The 22196-nt window shown below is 39.0% G+C and carries 11 protein-coding genes; all 11 read left to right on the plus strand.

Annotation, left to right across the window (positions count from 1 at the left end):
- Positions 1-11: 11 nt before the first annotated feature.
- A complete protein-coding gene (locus tag SNE26_RS10130) occupies positions 12-944 on the plus strand; it encodes a type IX secretion system membrane protein PorP/SprF (protein WP_321559244.1) in 933 nt (310 codons plus the stop codon).
- A 487-nt stretch (positions 945-1431) separates the two neighbouring features.
- Positions 1432-4641 carry a TonB-dependent receptor gene (locus tag SNE26_RS10135; RefSeq protein ID WP_321559245.1) on the plus strand — a complete coding sequence of 1070 codons (3210 nt, stop codon included), beginning with the start codon at positions 1432-1434 and terminating at the stop codon, positions 4639-4641.
- A 13-nt stretch (positions 4642-4654) separates the two neighbouring features.
- Positions 4655-6388 carry a RagB/SusD family nutrient uptake outer membrane protein gene (locus SNE26_RS10140; protein ID WP_321559246.1) on the plus strand — a complete coding sequence of 578 codons (1734 nt, stop codon included), beginning with the start codon at positions 4655-4657 and terminating at the stop codon, positions 6386-6388.
- 342 nt (positions 6389-6730) lie between these two features.
- Positions 6731-10831 (plus strand): two-component regulator propeller domain-containing protein, encoded by a 4101-nt coding sequence (locus tag SNE26_RS10145; RefSeq protein WP_321559247.1) that lies wholly within the window; start codon positions 6731-6733, stop codon positions 10829-10831.
- Between the two features lie 286 nt (positions 10832-11117).
- Positions 11118-12641, plus strand: a complete 1524-nt coding sequence (locus SNE26_RS10150; protein ID WP_321559248.1) for a glycosyl hydrolase family 28 protein — start codon at positions 11118-11120, stop codon at positions 12639-12641.
- Between the two features lie 146 nt (positions 12642-12787).
- Positions 12788-14455 (plus strand): glycoside hydrolase, encoded by a 1668-nt coding sequence (locus SNE26_RS10155; RefSeq protein ID WP_321559249.1) that lies wholly within the window; start codon positions 12788-12790, stop codon positions 14453-14455.
- Between the two features lie 108 nt (positions 14456-14563).
- On the plus strand, positions 14564-17359 hold the full coding sequence (locus tag SNE26_RS10160; protein WP_321559250.1) for a heparinase II/III family protein: 2796 nt from the start codon (positions 14564-14566) through the stop codon (positions 17357-17359).
- 646 nt (positions 17360-18005) lie between these two features.
- Complete coding sequence (locus tag SNE26_RS10165; RefSeq protein ID WP_321559251.1) at positions 18006-18947, plus strand: RICIN domain-containing protein; 942 nt, start codon at positions 18006-18008, stop codon at positions 18945-18947.
- Positions 18948-19030: 83 nt separating this feature from the next.
- Positions 19031-20626: a hypothetical protein gene (locus tag SNE26_RS10170; RefSeq protein ID WP_321559252.1), complete on the plus strand. Its 1596-nt coding sequence runs from the start codon at positions 19031-19033 to the stop codon at positions 20624-20626.
- A gap of 35 nt (positions 20627-20661) precedes the next feature.
- Positions 20662-21243 carry a GNAT family N-acetyltransferase gene (locus SNE26_RS10175; RefSeq protein ID WP_321559253.1) on the plus strand — a complete coding sequence of 194 codons (582 nt, stop codon included), beginning with the start codon at positions 20662-20664 and terminating at the stop codon, positions 21241-21243.
- 5 nt (positions 21244-21248) lie between these two features.
- Positions 21249-22178, plus strand: a complete 930-nt coding sequence (locus tag SNE26_RS10180; protein ID WP_321559254.1) for a helix-turn-helix transcriptional regulator — start codon at positions 21249-21251, stop codon at positions 22176-22178.
- Positions 22179-22196: the final 18 nt, after the last annotated feature.

Raw genomic sequence — 22196 nt, forward strand, 5'->3', positions numbered from 1 at the left:
TAACCGGGGATATGAAAAAAAATTATAATTGCAAGGAACCCCTGCTTGCTGTATTAAGCCTGTGCCTGTTACTTTTAGTAACAGGTCACAGTGCTTTTGCGCAGGAACAGGCATTCAGTTATACACAGTACATGAATAACCTGACACCGTTTAACCCGGCCTATTCCCTTTTGGATAAAACGGGATCAATTCATACGTTGGCTCGAAAGCAGTGGGTAGGTATAGACGGTGCGCCTGTAACGTACGTGATCAACGGGAACGTACCCATCGAATCGATTGATGGCGCAGCAGGTCTGATTGTTTTTAACAACCAGTTAGCTATCGAACATCAAACCGAAATAAACGCCTATTTCGCGAAGGGGATACAATTAACTCCAGAAAGCTATTTAGGCGTGTCGATTAATGCAGGAATAAGAAATTATGTGGCCAACTATTCAGCATTGGATGCAAGCGACCCAACTTTTAAAAGTGATGTAAGGGGAACGAAACCCAACATAGGATTTGGTGTGATGTATTATACTGATTGGTACTACCTTGGTATCGCAGCGCCAGAACTAACCATAACCAGTTTGGGCACAGCTTCGATACAGAATGGCACTAATTTTAAAAGCCATTATTACCTTTCCGGGGCTTTACTTACTAATATCAATGAGGATATTAAATTCAAACCGGCAACATTAATATCATATGCAAAAGGGGTGCCGCTAACTGCGAATATATCAGGTACCTTTTACACGAAAGAAACACTTGGACTGGGCATAAATTATCGTACAGACAATGTAATGGCAGGGATTATTAGCATCAATGTAAATTCATTTCATGTGGGCTATAGCTACCAGTTTGGAACATCTTCAGCCAATTTGGGCGGTTTTAACAACGCTACTCACGAAATTTCTATCACTTTTCGTTTCGGCAAACACGCATCAGATTTTAAACTTTTGTAATCAGTCCTTCACGAAGATTTCTTTTTTAATTAAAACTTCAAAATGATTATTCCCTTTGATTTACCATAAATTAAAGAGAATAATCATTTGCATGGATAAAGCTACAGGAGATAATTCATGTAGCTAATGAAAAGTGACAGACCCTTTAACTACGCTCAAACCTTTTCAAAAATATGTACTCTTTAAAACGTTTCCAGTCCCGTTAATCTTATAACAGCATCAAACTATCAATATTTCATCGAATTCCCCCCGTAATCTGGCCCCGAACACCCCTTTTTATTTTTTTTTAGCACTACGCATTAGTGATATTATTGGTCAATAATTATAAACAACAATTGGTATTGATACGCCTTGTATCAATCGCCTTAATCATTTATTAATCACCTTTTAATTTGAATCAGTTATGATTAGAAAATTTACTTTGTATTCAAAGTACACACTTGCTGCTTTAACATTTTTTCTCTCGCTTCTTTTTTGTCTGAATTCCATGGGACAAAGCCGGCAGGTAACAGGTAAGGTTATCGATGCCTTATCCAAAGAAACCATTATCGGAGCAAACATTAAAGCTAAGGGCATCAAAACGACAACAGTAACCGATGTAAATGGCAATTTCGCAATTAGCGTACCTAACGGCTCGGTTTTGCAAATTAGTTATGTAGGCTACTCCATGGTTGAGGTTGTTGCCGATGCAGAAAAACCGATGATTATTTCTTTATCGCCAGCTAAAACCGACCTTGATGAGGTTGTTGTAGTCGCTTATGGCACTCAGAAAAAAGTAACGGTTACAGGAGCTGTATCAACCGTAAATGCTAAAGTTTTTGAAGACCGCGGCGTAGTGTCCAACCCGCTTGCTGCCTTGCAGGGACAAGTACCTGGCGTTATTGTAACGAGATCTACCGCTGCGCCCGGACAGGAAGGTTGGAATCTCCAGATCAGGGGAGCCTCTTCTTTAAATCCTGCTGATCCATTAATCATAGTAGATGGTATCACTCAGGTTAATGGCAGTGGCTTAAACTCCATAAACCCTTCCGATATCGATAATATATCTTTTTTAAAGGATGCAGCCGCCGCAATTTATGGTTCGCGTGCGGCTGGCGGAGTAATTTTGATTACAACCAAAAGAGCAAAAAACGGGAAACCGGTAATAGAATACAATAGCTCTTTCTCGTTAAAGAAAATGGGATTAAGGCCGCATTTCCTTATGGGAACCGAATATGGTACCCTGATGTTACAAGCCATCTCCAACTCCTCAACCGGTGGTGTCGCGGACCCGACCTGGATTTGGACAAAATACGCGAACTCATGGATCAATCCGCCGGCCAGTGGATATATAGATAAAACTACGGCAGCTTATAAGGCAGGCGGAGAAACCATAGGTTTTACGGATGTGTATGACTACACATATTTTAATACAAATCCCTACGATATATTATGGGGCGATGGGAAAGCAACATCCACTCAACAGGATGTCAGTTTTTCAGGGCGTACGGAAACACTCGGATATCGTGCATCTTTTGGGTATCTCAATGATGGCAGTTTGCTAAAATGGGGCGACAATTCCAATAAGCGGTATAATGCCAGATTAAACCTTGATTTTAAACCATCAGACCGTATAAATATCCAAACCAATATTTCATTAGAAAAAAACAATGTAGTAGTTCCAACACGTTCAGATCAGATTAACGTTTCCTCACAACCGGGTTTTCCGGTTGCTACCATCAATGGTAAACCCTACGCGTGGGGAACACAGCCAGCTCGTAATTGGTTACTTGAATTAGGGGGTGATAACAACACTTACGTTAACAGGGTTCTTGCGAATATAAAGGCTACATTAAAACTAACGCGCGATCTGAATTTTGTAGCCCTGGCTGGTTACAATTGGGCTAACACCGATAACCAGGTGCAGTACAAGTCGATTCCTGAAATATTCAACTACACAGAAACTTACCAATATCAGGCCAATCCAACGCCGGCGCAATCTTATTACACAAAAGGAACAGTCAACGATGTTTATTATAATACCAACGCCTATTTAGAGTACCATAAGACAGTGGCTAAATTGCATGACTTTGCCCTTGTTGGAGGAGGTAGTTATGAGCGAGATGAGTTTGATAATTTTTCAACAACCACGTCCTACCTGGCAAGTAATGACGTGCCCGCACTTGGACTTTCTTTAGGGGATAATACTACTCACACCAATGGAGAGATTCGCAATCACTATGCCCTCGCTTCGGGTTTTGGGCGTTTCAATTATGCCTATGATAACAAATATTTGCTGGAGTTGGTTGGTCGTTATGACGGGACTTCCAGATTTAGCGAAAACAACAGGTGGATCGGCTACGGTGGCGTGTCATTGGGCTGGCGTATGACCCAGGAAAAGTTCATGAAGAATATAACTTTCGTGAGTGAACTTAAGCCAAGATTCTCTTATGGCTCCACAGGAAATCCCGGATATACCAATGGGGCTAACGGCATTCCGGTCGGTATCGGTTTATATGATTACTTGCAATTGGTTGGAATTAATAATACCGGGGCTATTTTAGGCGGTTATACTTCACGTTCTGTAACTGCTGGTCCTTCTGGGACATTGGTAAGCCTTACAAGAACTTGGGAAAGGGTAAACTCGACCAATCTCGGGATAGACCTGGGCCTCTTCAACAGCAAGCTCACAGGCAGCTTTGAATATTACTGGAAACGAAACAACAACTTTCTGGTCAATCCTGTTTATCCCGTAATTATTGGAGCGTCTGCACCATCAGAGAACAATGGACGCCTAAAAGTTTGGGGATGGGAGGCAAGTTTAGGTTGGAAGGATAAGATTGGAAGCGTTGCTTATTATGTAAGCGGAACACTCACTAATAACAATAATGAGGTAATTAGCTATGGCGGCGCGAATATCGTCGCAAGCGGACAAAGAACAATTGAAGGCTATCCGATCAATTCCTTTTTTGGTCTAAAATATGATGGCCGGATACAAAACGTAGCAGAAGCAACGGACTATGCGAAGTATGTATCTGGTAATAGTATCGGTATGCCTGGCACAACACAAATTATCCCGGGAGACAACCGTTACAAGGATCTTAACGGGGACGGCACATTGACTAACGCAGGTGCTCACCAATATTTATTAGGAAAAAAAGATGCAAACGGTAATCCGATCGCTGATGGTGACATCGAATATCTGGGAAGCCCTGATCCCAAATATGTATTTGGATTGAATCTTGGAGCCAGTTATAAAGGATTTGATTTTTCAGCGATATTTCAGGGTGTAGGCAAAAAATTGATCTACCGAAGAAGCGACTGGAGTGTACCCTTTCTAAATATATCGCAAGGTATTACTAATTGGTGGGTTGGTAAAACCTGGACCCCGGACAATCCTAATGCACCATTACCGATACTGGCTGCCCAAACCAATAAGGGTTTTAATCCGGACGCATATAACTATCAGATGTCGGACTGGGCATTGCAGGATGGTGCTTATATACGCTTAAAAAATGTCGTGATTGGCTACACGTTCAAGCCAGAACTGATGAAAAAGGTTGGAATCAGCCGTTTACGATTATATGTTTCAGGCAGTGATCTTTGGGAATCAACCAAAATCCAGGATGCTTACGATCCCGAAGCAATTGTCGGTAACGGAGCGGGTAGATACCCCTTTTTCCGACTTTACTCAATTGGCTTAAACGTTACACTTTAAAAGAATTTAATTTATGAAAAAGAATATTATCTATATAGGGATCATTGCAAGCTTTATCACTTTAGGATTGGGCCTTGTCGGATGTAAAAAGGCACTTGACCTCAATCCTTTGGACGCTATTTCAGATGCCAGTTTTTATAAGGATGCATCTCAATTTAAATTGGCGGCTAACAATTTTTACGGGTATTTGCGTTCTTTTAACGTTTCCAATGGAGATGGTCATAGCGGTTCGGACTTAACAGCGGATCGTGGTGCATTTGCCAGAGGCACCAACACAGCGGCCTCTACAGATGGAAATTATTCGGAAGCCTATAGCTGGATCAGGACAATTAATTATTTCCTGGATAAAGCCGCTGCTTATTCCAAACCCGCAGAAATTAAAACGTACGTAGCCGAAGCCCATTTTTTCAGAGGATATGTTTATTTCGATAAATTATTTCAAAACTATGGCGGTGTTATTCTTGTAAAACAAACCCTTACACCACAATCGGCGGAATTGTATTTACCCAGAAATACGCGCCAGGAAACGCTTGATTTTATCATACAGGAATTAGAGGCCGCTATTACCGATCTGCCTTTGGAAAGTGCGATTGCTGCGGGCGATAAAGGTCGCGTCAGTAAACAAGCCGCACAAGCCTTTCTGGCGAGGGTTTGCTTGTATGAGGGCACTTGGCAAAAATTCAGAGGAGGAGATGCTACGAAGTACAATGGGTTGCTCGACAAATCAATTGCAAACAGCGATGCAGTAATTACGAGCGGCCAGTACTCGCTCTTCAAGCCCGCTGCTTTGGGTGATTCCGCTTTAAAATATCTTTTCATACTGGAGAATCAAAAATCAAACCCGGCCAATATTACAAAGGCAGGGAATCAAGAGTATATTCTTTCAGTGAGGTTTGAATCTGCCAATTTACTTAAAACTATCCCAGGTCAAATTTCATTTGGTGCTCTTGGGGCCGATGTAAGCAAAAAAATAGCGGACATGTACTTGTGTACTGATGGGTTGCCAATCACCAAAACGACTGTTCCTTTCACCAGGGCAAAACTCAATGATGAATTTAAAAACAGAGATAACCGGATGCGTTATTTTATGGTGGTGCCAGGTTATCGTTATTGGCAAAATGCTGCTAATTGGCACATCAATTGGGACTGGAGCCCTGCGGATATTGCCAATGCCCGGCCAGCTGCCGATACATGGGCCAACAGTGTTTCGGGTTATGAGAACCAGCAATGGTCTGCGGAGCGTCAGGTGCCCAACGGTCAGGAAGGATATGATTATCCAACCATTCGTCTGGCAGAAGTCTATTTAAATTATGCGGAAGCAGTTTACGAGCGCAACGGCTCTATCAGCGATGCCGACCTTGATAAATCCCTGAATCAAGTGAGAAACAGGGTCAACTCGGCTATGCCGAAATTAAGCAATGCCTTTGCCGCAGCGCACGGACTGGACATGCGCGAAGAGATCAGAAGGGAAAGGGCCGTGGAATTTCAGGGAGAACCTTTCAGAATGGATGATCTTAAACGATGGTATATTGCGCATATAGAATTAAATCAGCCAGTACTGGGAGTCCAATGGACAGGTACCGAGTATGAGACTAAATATACATCAGCGCACCCTACATTATTAAATGGGTTCGTCTTGGTCGATCCGGTGACCGAACGTAAATTTTCTGAGAAAAATTATTTGTTGCCATTGCCAACCAGCGAATTACAGTTAAATTCCAAACTGGTTCAAAATCCTGGATGGTAAAAAAGTAAACCTGGTCATTCTACACAGTTTGACCAGGTTTATTTCAATTATTTATTGAATAGCCTTTTCATAGCATGGCTAAATTTGGATTTCAGGACAAATGACGTATGTGTTATTCAATCATTATACATAATAAAGTATCTGCCTATTTATACCTCATTGCTTAGTTATAATAGTTTTTTAACTTTACTTTAATCATAAATACGATTAACTCTATAATCGTTGAAACAGGCAATTCGACTATTCTAAATACCAGCTATCGGTACATAGGTAATTAATTCGATCTTGCCGAAACCATTAAATAGGCTGAATTAATAAGAACCATTCAAAATTCCGATAGTAATGAAGTGTTATAAATTCCTAATTGTAGTCGTTTTTATTTTGTGTCGGAACATATATGCCTTTGGCCAGCCATTGTCATATATTGGAATAGAGCAGGGTTTATCAAACAATACAGTTACCGCTATTCACAAAGATAAATTTGGTTTAATGTGGTTTGGAACAATCGACGGTTTAAATCGCTATGACGGGTATAATTTTAAAACTTTCAGAAATAGTTATGATAACCCCTCTTCTTTACCCAATGATATTATCACGGCAATTAGCTCTGATTTAGCCGGAGATGTTTGGGTCGGAACGCAAAAGGGCTTGGGTATATTTGATAATAAAAGCTTGGGATTTTCGGGTATCTATTACCAGAATAATCTCAACCAAAAAACCTTTTTTGACAAATGGGTAAATGATATTAAAACCGACAGCAAAGGCAATATGTATATAGCCTCTGCCGATATTGGATTTCTTATTTGCAAGGCAGGGACTCGGGAAGCTGTACGAATCCCATTACTCGATCATAATAATCGTATATTCCAGTATTCAGCGCTGGCTATCGCCTTTGGTAAGAAAAATGAAATATGGATAATAACTGATGGTGGTGGCTTGTGCAGGTATAACGTCAAAGCCAATGCGTTCGTCAGACTTACAACCAGTATGCCAACAGCAACCTGTATTAAACCCGATAGCACCGGAGATTTATGGATCGGAACCAAGGTTGGCGTTTATAATTACCATTTATCTTCTGCCAGGCTTCAAAAATTTGAGCTAAAGGATTCTGCGTTAAACAAATGTAGAATAACCAATATTTTATTGGATAAAAAAAACCTTTTATGGATAGCTACAGACGGAGAAGGGATTATTAAATTAAATACTCATACCAGACAATATCAAACCGTCAAACAAGATGGTATAGCAATGCTGTCGAGTGACGCTATTTATACTATTTACGAAGATGAATTATCCAGAAAGTGGATCGGAACATTGCGTGGGGGTATTGACATTATCGACGAAAAGAAAGATCAGTTCAAAACGATTTCTCATGAACCTTATAATCACGAAAGTGTGTGCAGTAATTTTATTTTTTCTTTTTGTGAAGATTCAGACAAAAATATTTGGATAGGCACTGATGGTGGTGGACTTAGTGTTTGGCAAAGGAAAAAGAATATATTTCAAAATTATGTTTTTCAAAATGGGAAGGCCGGGGAGATAAGTAATAATCATATTCCCAGCATTATTAAGGATGATGCTCAAAATATATGGATTGCGACTTTTGGCGAGGGCATTATTCGATTTAATGTCAAGACCAGACGTTTTGAAAAGATTCCAATTCAGGGGCGAACAGGGTTTAATTCGGTTTGGAAAATTTTTAAAGATCAAAACGGTAAAATATGGGCATCCTGTTTACGTGGCACCAAGCACCTAAATGAACATAATCGTCTTTATTGCTATAATCCTGTTAAAAATGATTTTTCTCCAGCCGCTTTTATTGTGAACACAGATATTTTGTCCATAGAAAACAATGATTCCGAGAATTTATGGTTGGGAAGCTTTAACGGTTTAATGCGTGTTAACAAAAACGAAGGGATCAATCTGACTATCGATTTGAAAACGAGTGTAAGATCTCTGCATAAAAGCAGTTCAGGAAAACTTTGGATTGGTACATATGGCAGGGGCTTGATATGTTACGATGACAGTCGTAATGCATTTATATATTATACCGAAAAAAACGGACTATGTAATAATAAAGTACTAAACATTGAAGAAGACGGAAAGGGTAACATATGGGTAAGCACTTATAATGGGATTTCGAAATTAAACCCGTCAAGCGGTAAATTCGAAAATTTTTATGCTGTGGATGGACTTCAGTCCAATCAGTTTTATTATAATGCCTCAGCCAAACTCAGTTCAGGCGAATTTTTGTTTGGCGGAATTAAGGGTTTCAATATTTTCCATCCCGATAGCATCCGACAGTTTCACGATTTTCCACCGTTAATTATAACAGGGCTTAGGATTGCCAATGCATCAGTGAATATAGACAGTGATTTTTTTCCTGGTGCTTCAAGTTTTTATGATATTGACCATATCAGGCTACCTTACGATAAAGCCATAATTTCTCTCGATTATGCAGCTCTTGAATACTCTTTGCCAGAAAAAGTCCAATATGCCTATTTTTTGAAAGGCCGGGATCAGGCATGGAATTATGTTGGTAATCAGCGCAGCATTAATTATTCTCATTTAAATGAGGGAACATATATTTTAAAACTGAGATCAACTAATGCTTCAGGTATATGGAACACAAAGGAACGGTTGATCTACATTACTGTGATTCCGCCGTGGTACCGTACATGGTGGGCATATTTCTTATATCTCGGTTGTATTATTACCGCTATTTACACATACATTCTTTATCAACATAAACAGACGGCCCTGCAATATGAGATGAAATTTGTGAAAGAGCTAAATGAGAAGAAGATAGATTTTTTCACCAATATTTCTCATGAGCTCAGGGCACCATTAGTCCTTATTGTAAATCCGATAAAAGACTTGTTGGTTAATAACGGGGCTAACATTGATCTGATTGATATTAGTGCTGTTTATCGTAACTCCCGCCGTTTGCTAAGCCTGGTGGACCAACTTTTATTATTCAAACGTTCTGAAAATGAGATCGCAAGCCTACATCAAACACTATTAAATCTTAAAGAAGTTTGTTATGAAGTCTTCCTGTGTTTTAATAATCAGGTAAAAGCCAAAAAAATTGACTACCAATTTATTTGCACTGATCAGGACACACGAATTTTTGCCGACAGGGAGAAGCTTGAAATCATTTTATTTAATCTCATTTCCAATGCGGTAAAGTATACGCCAGACAGGGGTATTGTACACGTTGAATTGAAGAAAAACGGGCAATTCTTAGAAATTCTAATAAAGGACACAGGATATGGTATTCCCGAAGAAACCGGTGAAAAAATATTTGAAAAATTTTATCGGCTACAACGAGATTCAAAAACCCAAAGCGGTTTTGGGATAGGTCTTTTTCTGGCCAAAAAATATGTAGATCTACATCAGGGTAAATTATCGTATACAAGCGTTTTAGACGAAGGTACCACATTTGCTATACAGCTTCTATCGGTACATACGACGACATTTGGGGATTTTCCGCAGCAAAATACTGAACTGGATAAAGATCGCCTAAATCTATTGCAGGAACTTATTGTGGATTCTCCTGAATTCGAGGAGAGTGATGTAAAAAAAGAGCAATACGTCGATGTTATTATGACAGATGTTGTAAATAAAAAGCCTGCTATCCTATTAATAGATGATGACGCTGAGGTGAGAAGGTATATCAAGCATTTATTACAAGGGGAATTTACTGTTTATGAAGCTGGTAATACAGAGATCGGCTTTGAGCACGTGCTTGAATATGAGCCGGATATTATTGTGTGTGATGTCGTTTTAAAGGGTACAAGTGGCGTGGAATTTTGCTCAAAGATGAAAGAGTCACCATCATTTAGCCATATTCCGATTATTCTTTTAACAGGCAGTTCCTCTCCTGAAATTAAACTGAAAGGAATCGAATGCGGAGCAGACGACTATATTACAAAGCCTTTTGAAAATGAATTATTAGTTGCGAGAATAAAGAGTATGCTTAAAGGACGAAATATTCTTAAAAATTATTTCTTCAACGAGGTAACCCTAAAAAATAACAATCTAAAGGTCCCTGTGGAATACAGTGAATTTTTGGCTAAATGTATCCGAATTATTGAAAGCCATCTCCAAGACCCTGAATTTTCTTTAAAAACCTTTACAAATGAAATGGGTATGAGCCGGTCTAAACTGTTTAGACGAATAAAATCGATTTCAGGATTATCCAGCACAGAATTTGTCAGATATATCAGATTAAAAAAGGCGGCGGAATTAATGATCCAAACTGATTTACATATCAAAGAGATTGTATTCAAAATTGGGTTTCAGGATATAAGACATTTTCGGGAACAGTTTAATAAACTATTCGAAATGAACCCTTCAGATTTTATTCGTAAATACCGGAAGACGTTTACGGATAGGGATAATTTAAACGCAAATATTTCCAATCTAAAAAATAAGGATTAGCCTTTATGTGTAACGGAGCCGATAATGAATAACCGTGATTAATTTTCAATTACAATGAGTTTAATTAAACAAGTATTGAAGTTTCAATGATTTCATAGGATATATCCCCCTTATCTGACCCCGCGCCCGCCTTTGATTCTAATTTTTTCACAGCAATTTAGCCGCATTGATGTTCGGAACGCAGTAGCTGCAATGGCTTATTGATTATTGCGGATACCGTCCGCGATTAGACATTATAACCTTTTTTCGGCAACACAAAGTTTATCCTTTTTAAACCTATTATTAAATGAAGAAGATATATCTCCTTATTTTGATGCTTTGCAGTACATGCTTTTATGCGGATGCGCATCTCATTACCTATAAGGCTCCTGAAGGAGCTGTTCTAAATAAAGATTTCAGCATTTCAGTGAGGGAACCAGGACAACGGGAGCTGTTCGTCCCAACTTATAATGTATCCGTAACGGAAGTGGCCCACACTAAAAATATAATTCGGAATTCTTCCTTTGGCTATTTCGACTTTTCCGGTAAGGTTGAAATAGCTGTTACTTATCAAAGAGGCCCGATCCATCGGGTCAAAATAAGGCCGTCAAAGGATGGGATTACATTTAAGGTTGTGGGAAATACTATTGTTTTTAGTTTAACACAGCCCCGTAATATTTCTATCGAAGTCAATAATGACATTTTCCATAATCTTCAATTATTTGCGAATCCCATTGAAACCGAAAAGCCATCAGACTCTGATCCCAATGTCATTTATTATGGTCCTGGGATTCATCAGATTGGGACATTGAAAATACCGTCCAACAAAACAATTTATATCGATGGCGGAGCAATTGTCCAGGGCCAATTGCTGGTAAGCGGGGTCAATAATGTTCACATCAAAGGGCATGGCATATTAACACAATGGGCATCAATGAATTCGAAAAATGGTTCGCATGTGAACTCACAAAAAAAAGGATCGGATGAACGGAACGACCAGATCACTATTGAATATTCAACAAATATCGATGTGAGCGGCCTTATTGTGTTGCCCCATAAATACAGCGTTCTCATAGGACAATCAAAAAATGTAAACATAAGCAGTATCAAATCATTTAGTTCCGAAGGAAACGCCGATGGAATCGATATTTTTTGCAGTTCGGATATCCTTATTGACCGGGTATATATGCGTAATTCTGATGATTGCGTAGCTATATACGGTCATCGCTGGAAATATTATGGAAACACAACGAATATTACCGTACAAAATTCGGTTCTTTGGGCAGACATCGCCCACCCTTTACTTATAGGAACCCATGGTGATACATCTCATCCCGATACTCTTGAAAAAATCAAATTTATAAATGTGGATATACTCGACCAGCATGAGAATCAAATTGATTATCAAGGCTGTATGGCCCTGAACGCAGGGGACAGCAACCTGTTAAGGAACATCACTTTTGATAATATTCGCATTGACGATATTAGGAAAGGGCAACTGATAAATGTTCGTGTCATGTATAATCATAAGTATAACACTTCTCCCGGAAAAGGAATTGAAAACATCTATTTTAAAGACATATCCTATAATGGAAATAAAGCGAATCTTTCCGTTATCTCGGGCTACGATGAAACACGAACTATTAAAAATGTGCTTTTCGAAAATCTACGGATCAATGGGAAGCTTATTACAGATGACATGGCCGACAAACCCGTTTTTTACAAAACAAGTGATATGGCAAATATACTTGTTGGTGAATATGTTGAAGGAATTCGATTTATTCAGAATACCGGCCCAGGCGACACAAAAAACAGTCAGGTCGAAAAATAGTAGACAGAAGGGAATTTTAGCACGATCTTGATTAATATCGTGTTATCGAATTAGCGTAGGATAGTTACGATAATTTTCTTGCCCACTAAAACTATCAAATAAAAATAATCAAGGCTGATTGTTTTATTAATTAATCAGATTAAATTATGGAAAGAAGAAAATTTATAAAAAATACGCTTTTATCGACCTCTGGATTAGTTTTAGCACCGAATATTATTTTAGCTGCTGAGGCTAAGGGATTTGGCCAAACGACCGATGTAGATGCAGCTATAAATGTAGCGGGGCCAGGAAAAAAGCTTGTGCATTATTGGAGCAAATGCGTGGGTGCTGGACGTGCAAATGAGGGCTTGCGGGCCTCGTGGTTGGAACAGTTGAAATTAGGTAAAGAACTATGTGGTTTTGAATATTGTCGCTTTCATGGCCTCTTTCATGATGATATGTTTGTATATAGGGAGGTTAATGGGGCACCTAAATATAATTGGCAATATATCGATGATTTATTTGACCGGATATTGCAGATAGGTGTTAAACCATTTGTTGAGTTCGGCTTTGTACCAAAAGCGCTGGCATCCACAACAAATACAACCTTTTGGTGGAAGGGAAATACTTCGCCGCCGTCTGATTATACAAAATGGGGATTGCTGATTAGTAATTTTATTAAACATTGCATTGAGCGTTATGGCCTGAATGAGGTAAGGTCATGGTATTTTGAAATCTGGAATGAGCCTGATCTTCATGGCTTTTGGGATGGTACAAAAACGCAGTATTTTGACCTCTATAAAGTGTCTGTCAATGCAATCAAAACAGTCGATCCTGAGTTGAGAGTCGGTGGTCCAGCTACCAGTAACTTTGTACCCGATGAAAGGTTTGATGGAGAAGTTGAAGATAAGTCGAAACATAAAACGTTCACGGTTAATGATATCAATATGCTTGAATGGCGGGGTGTTTGGATCAAGGACTTTTTAGATTATTGCACACGGGAAAAATTGCCTGTTGATTTTATTTCCACACACCCTTATCCTACTGACTGGGCAATAGACCCCGAAACAAAAAAAGGAGGCGGGCGAGTAAGAAAAGTGAATGCTACTAAAGAAGACTTGGAATGGCTGAAGAAAACGGTTGCCTCCAGTTCATATCCAAATGCAGAGATTCATTGTACGGAATGGAGTAGCAGTCCTTCACCGCGCGATGCTACTCATGATTCATTACAAGCAGCAACCTATTTAATAAAAGCAAACATTGACGGAATCGGAATAGTCAATTCATTATCATACTGGACATTTACAGATATATTTGAAGAAGGAGGAGCCGGTGACAGTATATTTCACGGAGGATTTGGATTAATTAACTATCAAGGCATCGTTAAACCGGCATTTCACGCCTATCGTATGCTTAATCAATTAGGAAATGAGATATTATCTCAAAAGGAAGGATTGATAGTGACGCGCGATACTAAAACAAACAGGATCAGGGCTCTGCTTTATCATTATCCAGCCGAAGTAACGAATGTAGTGGGCGGTAATGTGGAACAATTGCTCAATACCGGAAAGGAGAAACAGTTTAACTTAGATTTATCCGGCCTAAAACCTCTAACAGTCTTTGAAACAGATAAACTGGATCGGGATAATGGCTTTTCCTATCCGAAATGGAAGGCAATGGGAAGTCCGGAACCTCCAACACGTGAACAAACCAATGAATTGAAAAGGCTGGCAATGGCAACCGAAAAGCGGCCTCTAAAAGCGGATCATAAAGGTAACTTGAAACAAAACTATAACCTACAGCCGTGGACTTGCATTTTGATAAAAGAAGTTTAAAGGATGACTTATGGGGCAATTACGGCAATAGAATCAAATAGGAAGATTAAATCCTTCTTATTAATATTTTTCGGGCTATTAGTTTTTTTGTCTAACGCTCCTCGTCTGTTGGCTCAAAATCGCATAGCCATACCTGCCCAGATAAACCCATCCCACCCAAGGCTGGTCACTAACGCGCAGAACGGAAAAGATTTGCTGACAAAATTGATTGAAAGCGAGGCATGGGCCAAAACAACATACCAAAATATTGATAACGAAATTAAGCCCTATGTTGAACGCCACCAAACTGATAGTACCTGGATAGTTTCGCGCTTACAAATGTATTGGAAGGAGCATTATACCAATATTTATATTAAGAATGGTATTTATGCATATGCATCGGGAAAAGCACCGGTACCCACTGTTCGTTTTACAGGTGCGAGAGATGCATCAACTGCCTATTCACTCCCGGCATTAGAGGATATTAAACCTTATATGGATCTGGATGGGAAAATTCATCTACAAAACAAAGCAATTCCAGGAAAACCATGGGAATGGGTGGATCAATCCAAAACCGGTCGTATTATTGAAGCAATTAATATCAATATCATGAATAAGGCCCGCGATGCCGCCATGATATATTGGTATACCGGCAATGAAAAATACGCAAAGTTCGCCTACGATATTTTCAATACGTATGTAACCGGAATCTATTACCGCGACGAACCAATAGACCTAAATCACGGGCATGACCAAACGTTGGTTGGTCTATCATCGTTTGAAGTGATCCATGAAGACATAATTGAACCGGTTACTGCATGTTATGATCTGTTATATAATTACATCGATAAAAATCATAAGGAAAAAAAGCCGCTATACGCAGAAGCGTTAAAAAAATGGGCTGATATTATTATTAAAAACGGTGTTCCTTTTAACAACTGGGACTTAATTGAGGCCCGGTTTATTGCCAATATAGCTCTTGTACTTGATGATGATAATCAATATACGGATGGCAAAGGCTGCCAATACTATCTCGATCAGGTACTCAATAAAAACAGCATCCGCCAGTGGGCAATTGTCGATCTTTTAAAAAAAGGATACGATCCTGACACGGGGATATGGTCTGAATGTCCTGGATATTCTGTTAATGTTTTGAGTGACTTTACCGGCTTTGTTGATTTTTTTGACCGCACTCTAAATATTGACCTCCTCCCCAAAATACCTGTTTTGGCTAAAGCGGTATTAGCACAGGCGCAATACCTTTATCCCAATGGCTTTATCGTTGGCTTTGGCGATACCCATTATGGCCCACTACCAACCAGAGGTATTGAAGATATGATCAGGAACGCGCGGCTATATCATAAGACAGAACAAGAGATGATTTACACACGTATGCTAAAAACCATTCAGCAGATCGGTGTAGAAAACACACGAGAGGAAACACCAAAACGGAGTAGTTTTAGTGAATTATTCGCCAACCAAGCAGTAACTATCTCGGAAAAAATACCTGCCGGCAAACCACGCGATTATTTAACCGCGTCATTTTGGTCCCCTAATGTGAGTTGGATGGTATTACGGAATGGCTTGGATGTAAACAACGGGTTAATGATATCGCAGGCAGGTTCTTCAGGCAATCATGCACATGCCAATGGCATTGCCATGGAGCTTTATGGTAAGGGATTTATACTGGCCCCGGAAGGTGGCATAGGAGGAAGTTATTTTCAAGCCGACTATGCTGAATATTATTCTCAGTTTCCGGCTCATAACACGGTGGTAGTTGACGGCATCTCATCATATCCAGTCATGAAAAGTAACCATCCGTTGCAATTAATTGCATGCTATCCGCAATCGGGCAGCGTTGATGGTTATTTTCGGAATGTTACGTTTTCTGACTTAAACTTCCTGGAGCCAGAAACAAATGCCTGTCAAAACAGATTGATGAGCATAATCCGTACCGGGGATAGCTCAGGCTATTATATCGATATTTTTCGTTCGAGGAAGAAATTCGGTAGAGATAAATACCATGATTACATCTATCATAACTTAGGCCAGCAGGTAATCCTGTCGGATAATTTGAACCGCACTTTGGAGCTAAAAACCACAGATAAACTCACTTTTGCCAATAGTGAATTAATAGGCTATGATTATTGGTGGGATAAAAAATCTATCACCTCGTCCGATGACTTTAAAGCGAGATTTGATTTGCAGGTTCCGGGCAGACAACCCGTGGCTATGAATATGTGGATGAAGGGTTATCCTGACAGGGAAATATTTAGTGTTAAGGCTCCCCCATCACGATCATGGCGCAATAATGAAATGATACCTGATAGTGTCGCCAACCTCCCTTTACCAACTGTGGTAGTCCGGCAAAACGGTGAGGCTTGGAACAAGCCATTTGCAGCGGTCTTTGAACCGTCATCAGGAATAACGGGTAGCACTATTAGTAAAATATCTACCCTCACCAATAACGGAACTGATAGTTCTTCTGTGGGTCTGTTGGTTGAAAATAAAAATGGACTAAATGATTATATTATAGCCAGTGCAGACACTGTAACGGCAAATTATCAGGATATTACGCTAAAAGGCACATACGGTGTAGTAAGGCTAAAAGCAGGAACCCCCAATTTCCTGTTCCTGGGTAATGGTTACAATTTGCAAAAAGGCGGTTATGGTTTATGGTCGGATAAACAGTCTTCTGCCACTTTAAGCTTCAACGATCAGCAACTTTATTATACTGCCGACCAAGAGGTCACCTTATCGGTTCCGGATAATTATATACGAGTGAAAAGCGTAATCCTTAGTTATGAACTTCGCAATAAATCAATAACCATTAATGGGGAACGGGCAATTGTCAGGAACAAAAAAATTGTACGGTTCAAATTACCGGCGATGCCATTAACAAAAATATTTATCAAGCATTCGTGAAAATATAGCCTTGATAAGATATTTCTATTACTATATCCTATCAGTAATGGCATTATGTCACCGATATTATTAATCTTAAACAGATACCCGGTTGCATTCGGACAATCCCGGTTAGTAACCATTGCGCGACACCGCCTGACACATGCCCAGGTAATCGAAGCAAATATTTATAGTATTGCTAACGAATAGATATTTTAATAAAATATTACCACGTGTCATTTTATTAAATCTCCATTTTTTATTATTTACCATCGAATTTATTGATCTGCCCCCCTCCATTTGGGTTAATTACCGCTCACGCCATGTGGTTTTTTTAAAGAATTTTGAATCTGTCATCAATTATTTAACCAAGAGATAAACCCTATTGAAACCAATATTTCAATTCCCTATTTGAAATATAGCTGACATGTATTTTTTGAATAACGAAAAAATATTTACCAGATTTTCATATAAGGCACTTTGTATAATCAAAGGTTCATCTGTTTTAACCTCTTGAAAATTAAGGAAATGATAAACTAAAGTTTAATCTTTAAAAGGAGGTCAAATACCGAGAGTCACATTACTTATCACGATTTTCTCAAGGAGCAAGAGCGTGTTTATTTTAAAATACAAATACCAATCATGCACATAAACCAATTACTAAATTATGAAACTTAAGTTAATGATGGCAGCTTTTTGCCTTGTGGCAATTTTACAAAGTTGCTCAAAAGAAAAATCTACCCCAACAGCAACAAAAACAGTTGAAATTGCGGGTATAAATACTAATCTCAAACTTGCCTCCTTACCACCAACGAACAGTTGGGTATCTATCCGAAATCGTAACAGTGGCCAGGGGTTCCAATTACCCGGCTATAACATCAGCGATGGTACTCAAATCATACAATGGCCCGATGGCGGTGGTGCCAATGGCCGGTTTAAATTTACCTCGATTGGCACTAATATATACCGAATTACACCCAGTATGCCTTATGGGTTAGCTAAATGTGTAGAAGTTTTGAGCGAATCTACCGCAAATGGTGCCACAATTGATCAATACACTTACAATGGCGGCACCCACCAGCAATGGAATCTTGTAGATTTAGGCAATGGCTATTTTCAAATTATTAATGTAAAAAGCGGTAAAGCGATTGAAGTTCCTGGTTCTTCTACAAGCAATGGCACAGGGCTTACACAAAATACCCCGAATACTTCAGCCTATAACCAGCAATGGAGTTTTGTTGACAGAGGACCAACTACCGTCAATGTTTCCTGTAATGGATGTTCTCCATGGCAATCTGGCTTTATTGCCGGTTCATGGACCATGATGCACAGAAATGACAATGCAACACTGAGTTCAGATGGAGGTACTTCCAGCTATGTTTGCAGATATGAAACCGAATATTGGGTTGGATCCGGGGCTATTGTTCCACCAACAATACAAGTGATTTCAGGAACTAACACACTTACCGCCACATCGGGTACATCTAATGCTGGCACTTGCACAGGAACAGCATTTCCACAAGAGGCCACATATAGTCTTAATGGAACGGTTAAATGGACTGACAATGAAGTAGGTTGCTCATATAACCTTGCGCTTAGGTCCTTGTAAATTTAAACATGGTTAAAATATCCCGGAATTGTTTTTTAACCGCTCCGGGATATTCTATAATATTAAGATAGAGATAGTGAAATATGACAAACCGCTCCATAATTGCTCGTCTGATTGTGATTTCGTTCACTATAATATCTTGTCAGCGGCACAAAAATCAGGGTAATTATTCGGTAACTAAAATAGCTAAGTTACCAAACCCTGTTAATATAACAACCACTCCTAATAACCAGCACATTATTTATCCAATTTCTGTCGGATCAAAACAACATATAATATTTGATAATGAAGCCGAGCCTGAATTTGAAGGTATTTATATAGAAAAGTCTTTTGTAATGGGTCATGACTTCAAAAGACATGGATACCTGATTGCTACCAATAAGACACAACCAGGAGATTGCCCAACATGTGGTCCCCCAGGCAAATGGCGGGCGGTCATTGATCGTAAATTCAGTGCCGAATATGATAAAATTGCCGGTATAACTTTTTCCGACGATGACAACAGTGTGGCCTTCGCGGCCATGAAAAAAAGAAACAATGGTACAAAATACTGGGTCATTGTATTGAACAACAAAGAACTTCCTGGGACGTATGATGCCATATCAAATCTTTCTCCTGAATTCATGCCCGGCGGGAAATCTTTAATGTATGTTGTAAAAAATAGTAATAATAAATCTATGGTGGCCATTAATGGCACTCCAGGATATGAATTTGATCACATCGGCCATGGCATACCTTTATTAAGCCCTGATGGGAAACACTTTGCTTATACCGGATTAAATTATACCGCAAAGGGAAGTACCGTTGTTTTCGATGGCAAAATTGGTCAAATGTTTGACGAGATTCCGGAACAGTCATTAGTTTTTAGCCCTGAGTCAAACCATTTTGCGTATGGAGCGCACTCGTTAAATGATTGGCAGGTAATCATTGATGGTGTAGCGCAAAAAAAATACAGACGAGTTGACAATATCGCCTTTAGTCAAAATGGAAATATAGCGTACAAAGCAAAAAAAGGAGAAAAATGGATAATTGTCCTTAACGGACAGGAAGGTATGGGTTATGATAGCATCATGACCGGCTTTCCGAAATTTAGCCCAAATAGTAAATACCTTGCTTATTCCGTTAAACAGAATGGTAGATGGATAATTAAGGTGGAAGATGTAGGAATGAGAAAAGAGGTTTCGTTTTTGTCAGAAGATGAATCTTCGCGAGAGGGGGAAATACTGTCTCCGGAATTTAGTCCCGATAGTAAACGCCTGGCTTTTGTAACCAAAATTGGAAATCAAAAAATGGTTATATCAGATGGGGAACCATCTGAAAAATATGATGATATCGTTTCCAATATCGTTTTTAGCGCAGATAATAAACATTTTGCCTTCGTAGCTAAGCGTAAGAAAACAATCGACCAAAGTAAATTTATTGTAGTTATAGATGGAAAAGAAGGGCCGGAATGTGATAGGATATTAAATGAAAGATTGTTAAGCGATTTATTCAGCTCAGATAATATCAACACCGGTTATGCAGCATGTATAAGTGGTAAGTGGTATTTTATCATCAATCAACACATGAGCAACCAATCCTATGATACAATTTGCAATTTTCTTGCGACCTCAAAAGGAGGATATATCTCAATGGCAATTAAGAATCAGACCCTTTACCGGATAAACTGGAATCGTTAAACAATGGAGTAACAATTTCGTGAAAGCCAAAACTTATGAAAAAAGCAGCCTTAGAAGATAAATCGCTCGTTGTAGAAATGCTGGCCTTGTCATTTGAGAAAAATCAGAGCGTAAACTATATCGCCAAACAGGACAATAGACGCAAACAGCGTATTCATGCCTTAATGGAATATTCCTTTGAAATATGCCGACAATTTGGAGAAGTATATATATCTGATGATTGGAAGGCTTGTGCATTGGTTCTTTATCCAGACCGAAAGAAAACAACCTTTAAAACTGTTTGGCTTAGTATGAAATTGATTTTTCAAGTAATTGGGATTTCATCAATAGGGAAAGTCATGAAACGTGAGGCTCTAATTAAAGAGAAACAGTCGCAGTCAAATTCTCCGAAGTATTATTTATGGTTTATCGGCGTAGACCCTGTACACCAACATGAGGGAATTGGCACAAAATTATTATTGGAAGTATTGGCCGATGCTAAATTGCAAAATCGAAAAGTATTTCTTGAAACATCTACAGTCGGCAATTTACTTTGGTATCAACGCGCCGGTTTGCAAATATATGATATTCTGGAATTGGGCTATCCATTATATTTTTTGAATAATCTATACTCCTGAAAAACATGAATAAGTTGATATTCGGGACACAGATTGAAGAGATTACTGCCATTTTTATCATACTGGAATTTTGTATGTTCTTACTGCAATTAAGTGTTTATGCTCTGCGCCCGCAGGACAAAAATCGTGGTTGGTTTTTGTTATTGCTATTTTTAATGCTTTTATACAATATCACTGGAGGGCTTTTCCCAGATCCTAAAATTAATATCCCTGTCAGTATCCAGGAGATGATTGCCTACGGTGCCGGTTTTTTAATGGCATCTTATTTCCCATTTTATTTTTACAAAGCATTTGATTTAAAATCGCTACGCTGGCATGCTTTATTTGGAGTGCCTTTATTTTTAGCACTTCCTTATCTCATCTTTTTTGTAATTATATATACTATTAATGGCAAACTTGATGTCGATATCCGATATGGAATGATCGTGCCGTTCATTTATGCCCTTGTGTTATTATATGTTATGCTACGAGCTATACGTCAAAAATATGGTGAAAATAGGAACCGACAGGAATATATAGAAGAAATCGCGATGTATTGTGCAATCAGCCCATGGGCCGCTTTGGCTTTCTTTGGCTTAGTAGAAGAAAGCCAATTCATAGAAGTGCTTTGTACAAATACTGGCATTGTAATAATTACACTGCTTTTTTTGACCAAATCTGTCAGGAAGGCAAGACAAGAATTCAATAAAATACAGAATGAATCTCCAATTGATAGCATGGCACAGAAAGAATTTGTTGCCAATTGCTTGCATTTTGGTTTAACCCGTATGGAAACATTAGTAGTTCAATGGATTTATAAAGGAAAAAGTAGTAAAGAAATAGCCGATTTCTTATACATTTCAGAAGATACAGTGAAGAAGCATATTCAAAATTCATTTCGGAAAGTCGAAGTCAAGAATCGCGTTGGTTTGATTCATAAATTGCTCAATAGATGAAATTGACCAAACAAATAA

This window comes from Mucilaginibacter sp. cycad4, assembly GCF_034263275.1.
Taxonomy (GTDB): Bacteria; Bacteroidota; Bacteroidia; order Sphingobacteriales; family Sphingobacteriaceae; genus Mucilaginibacter.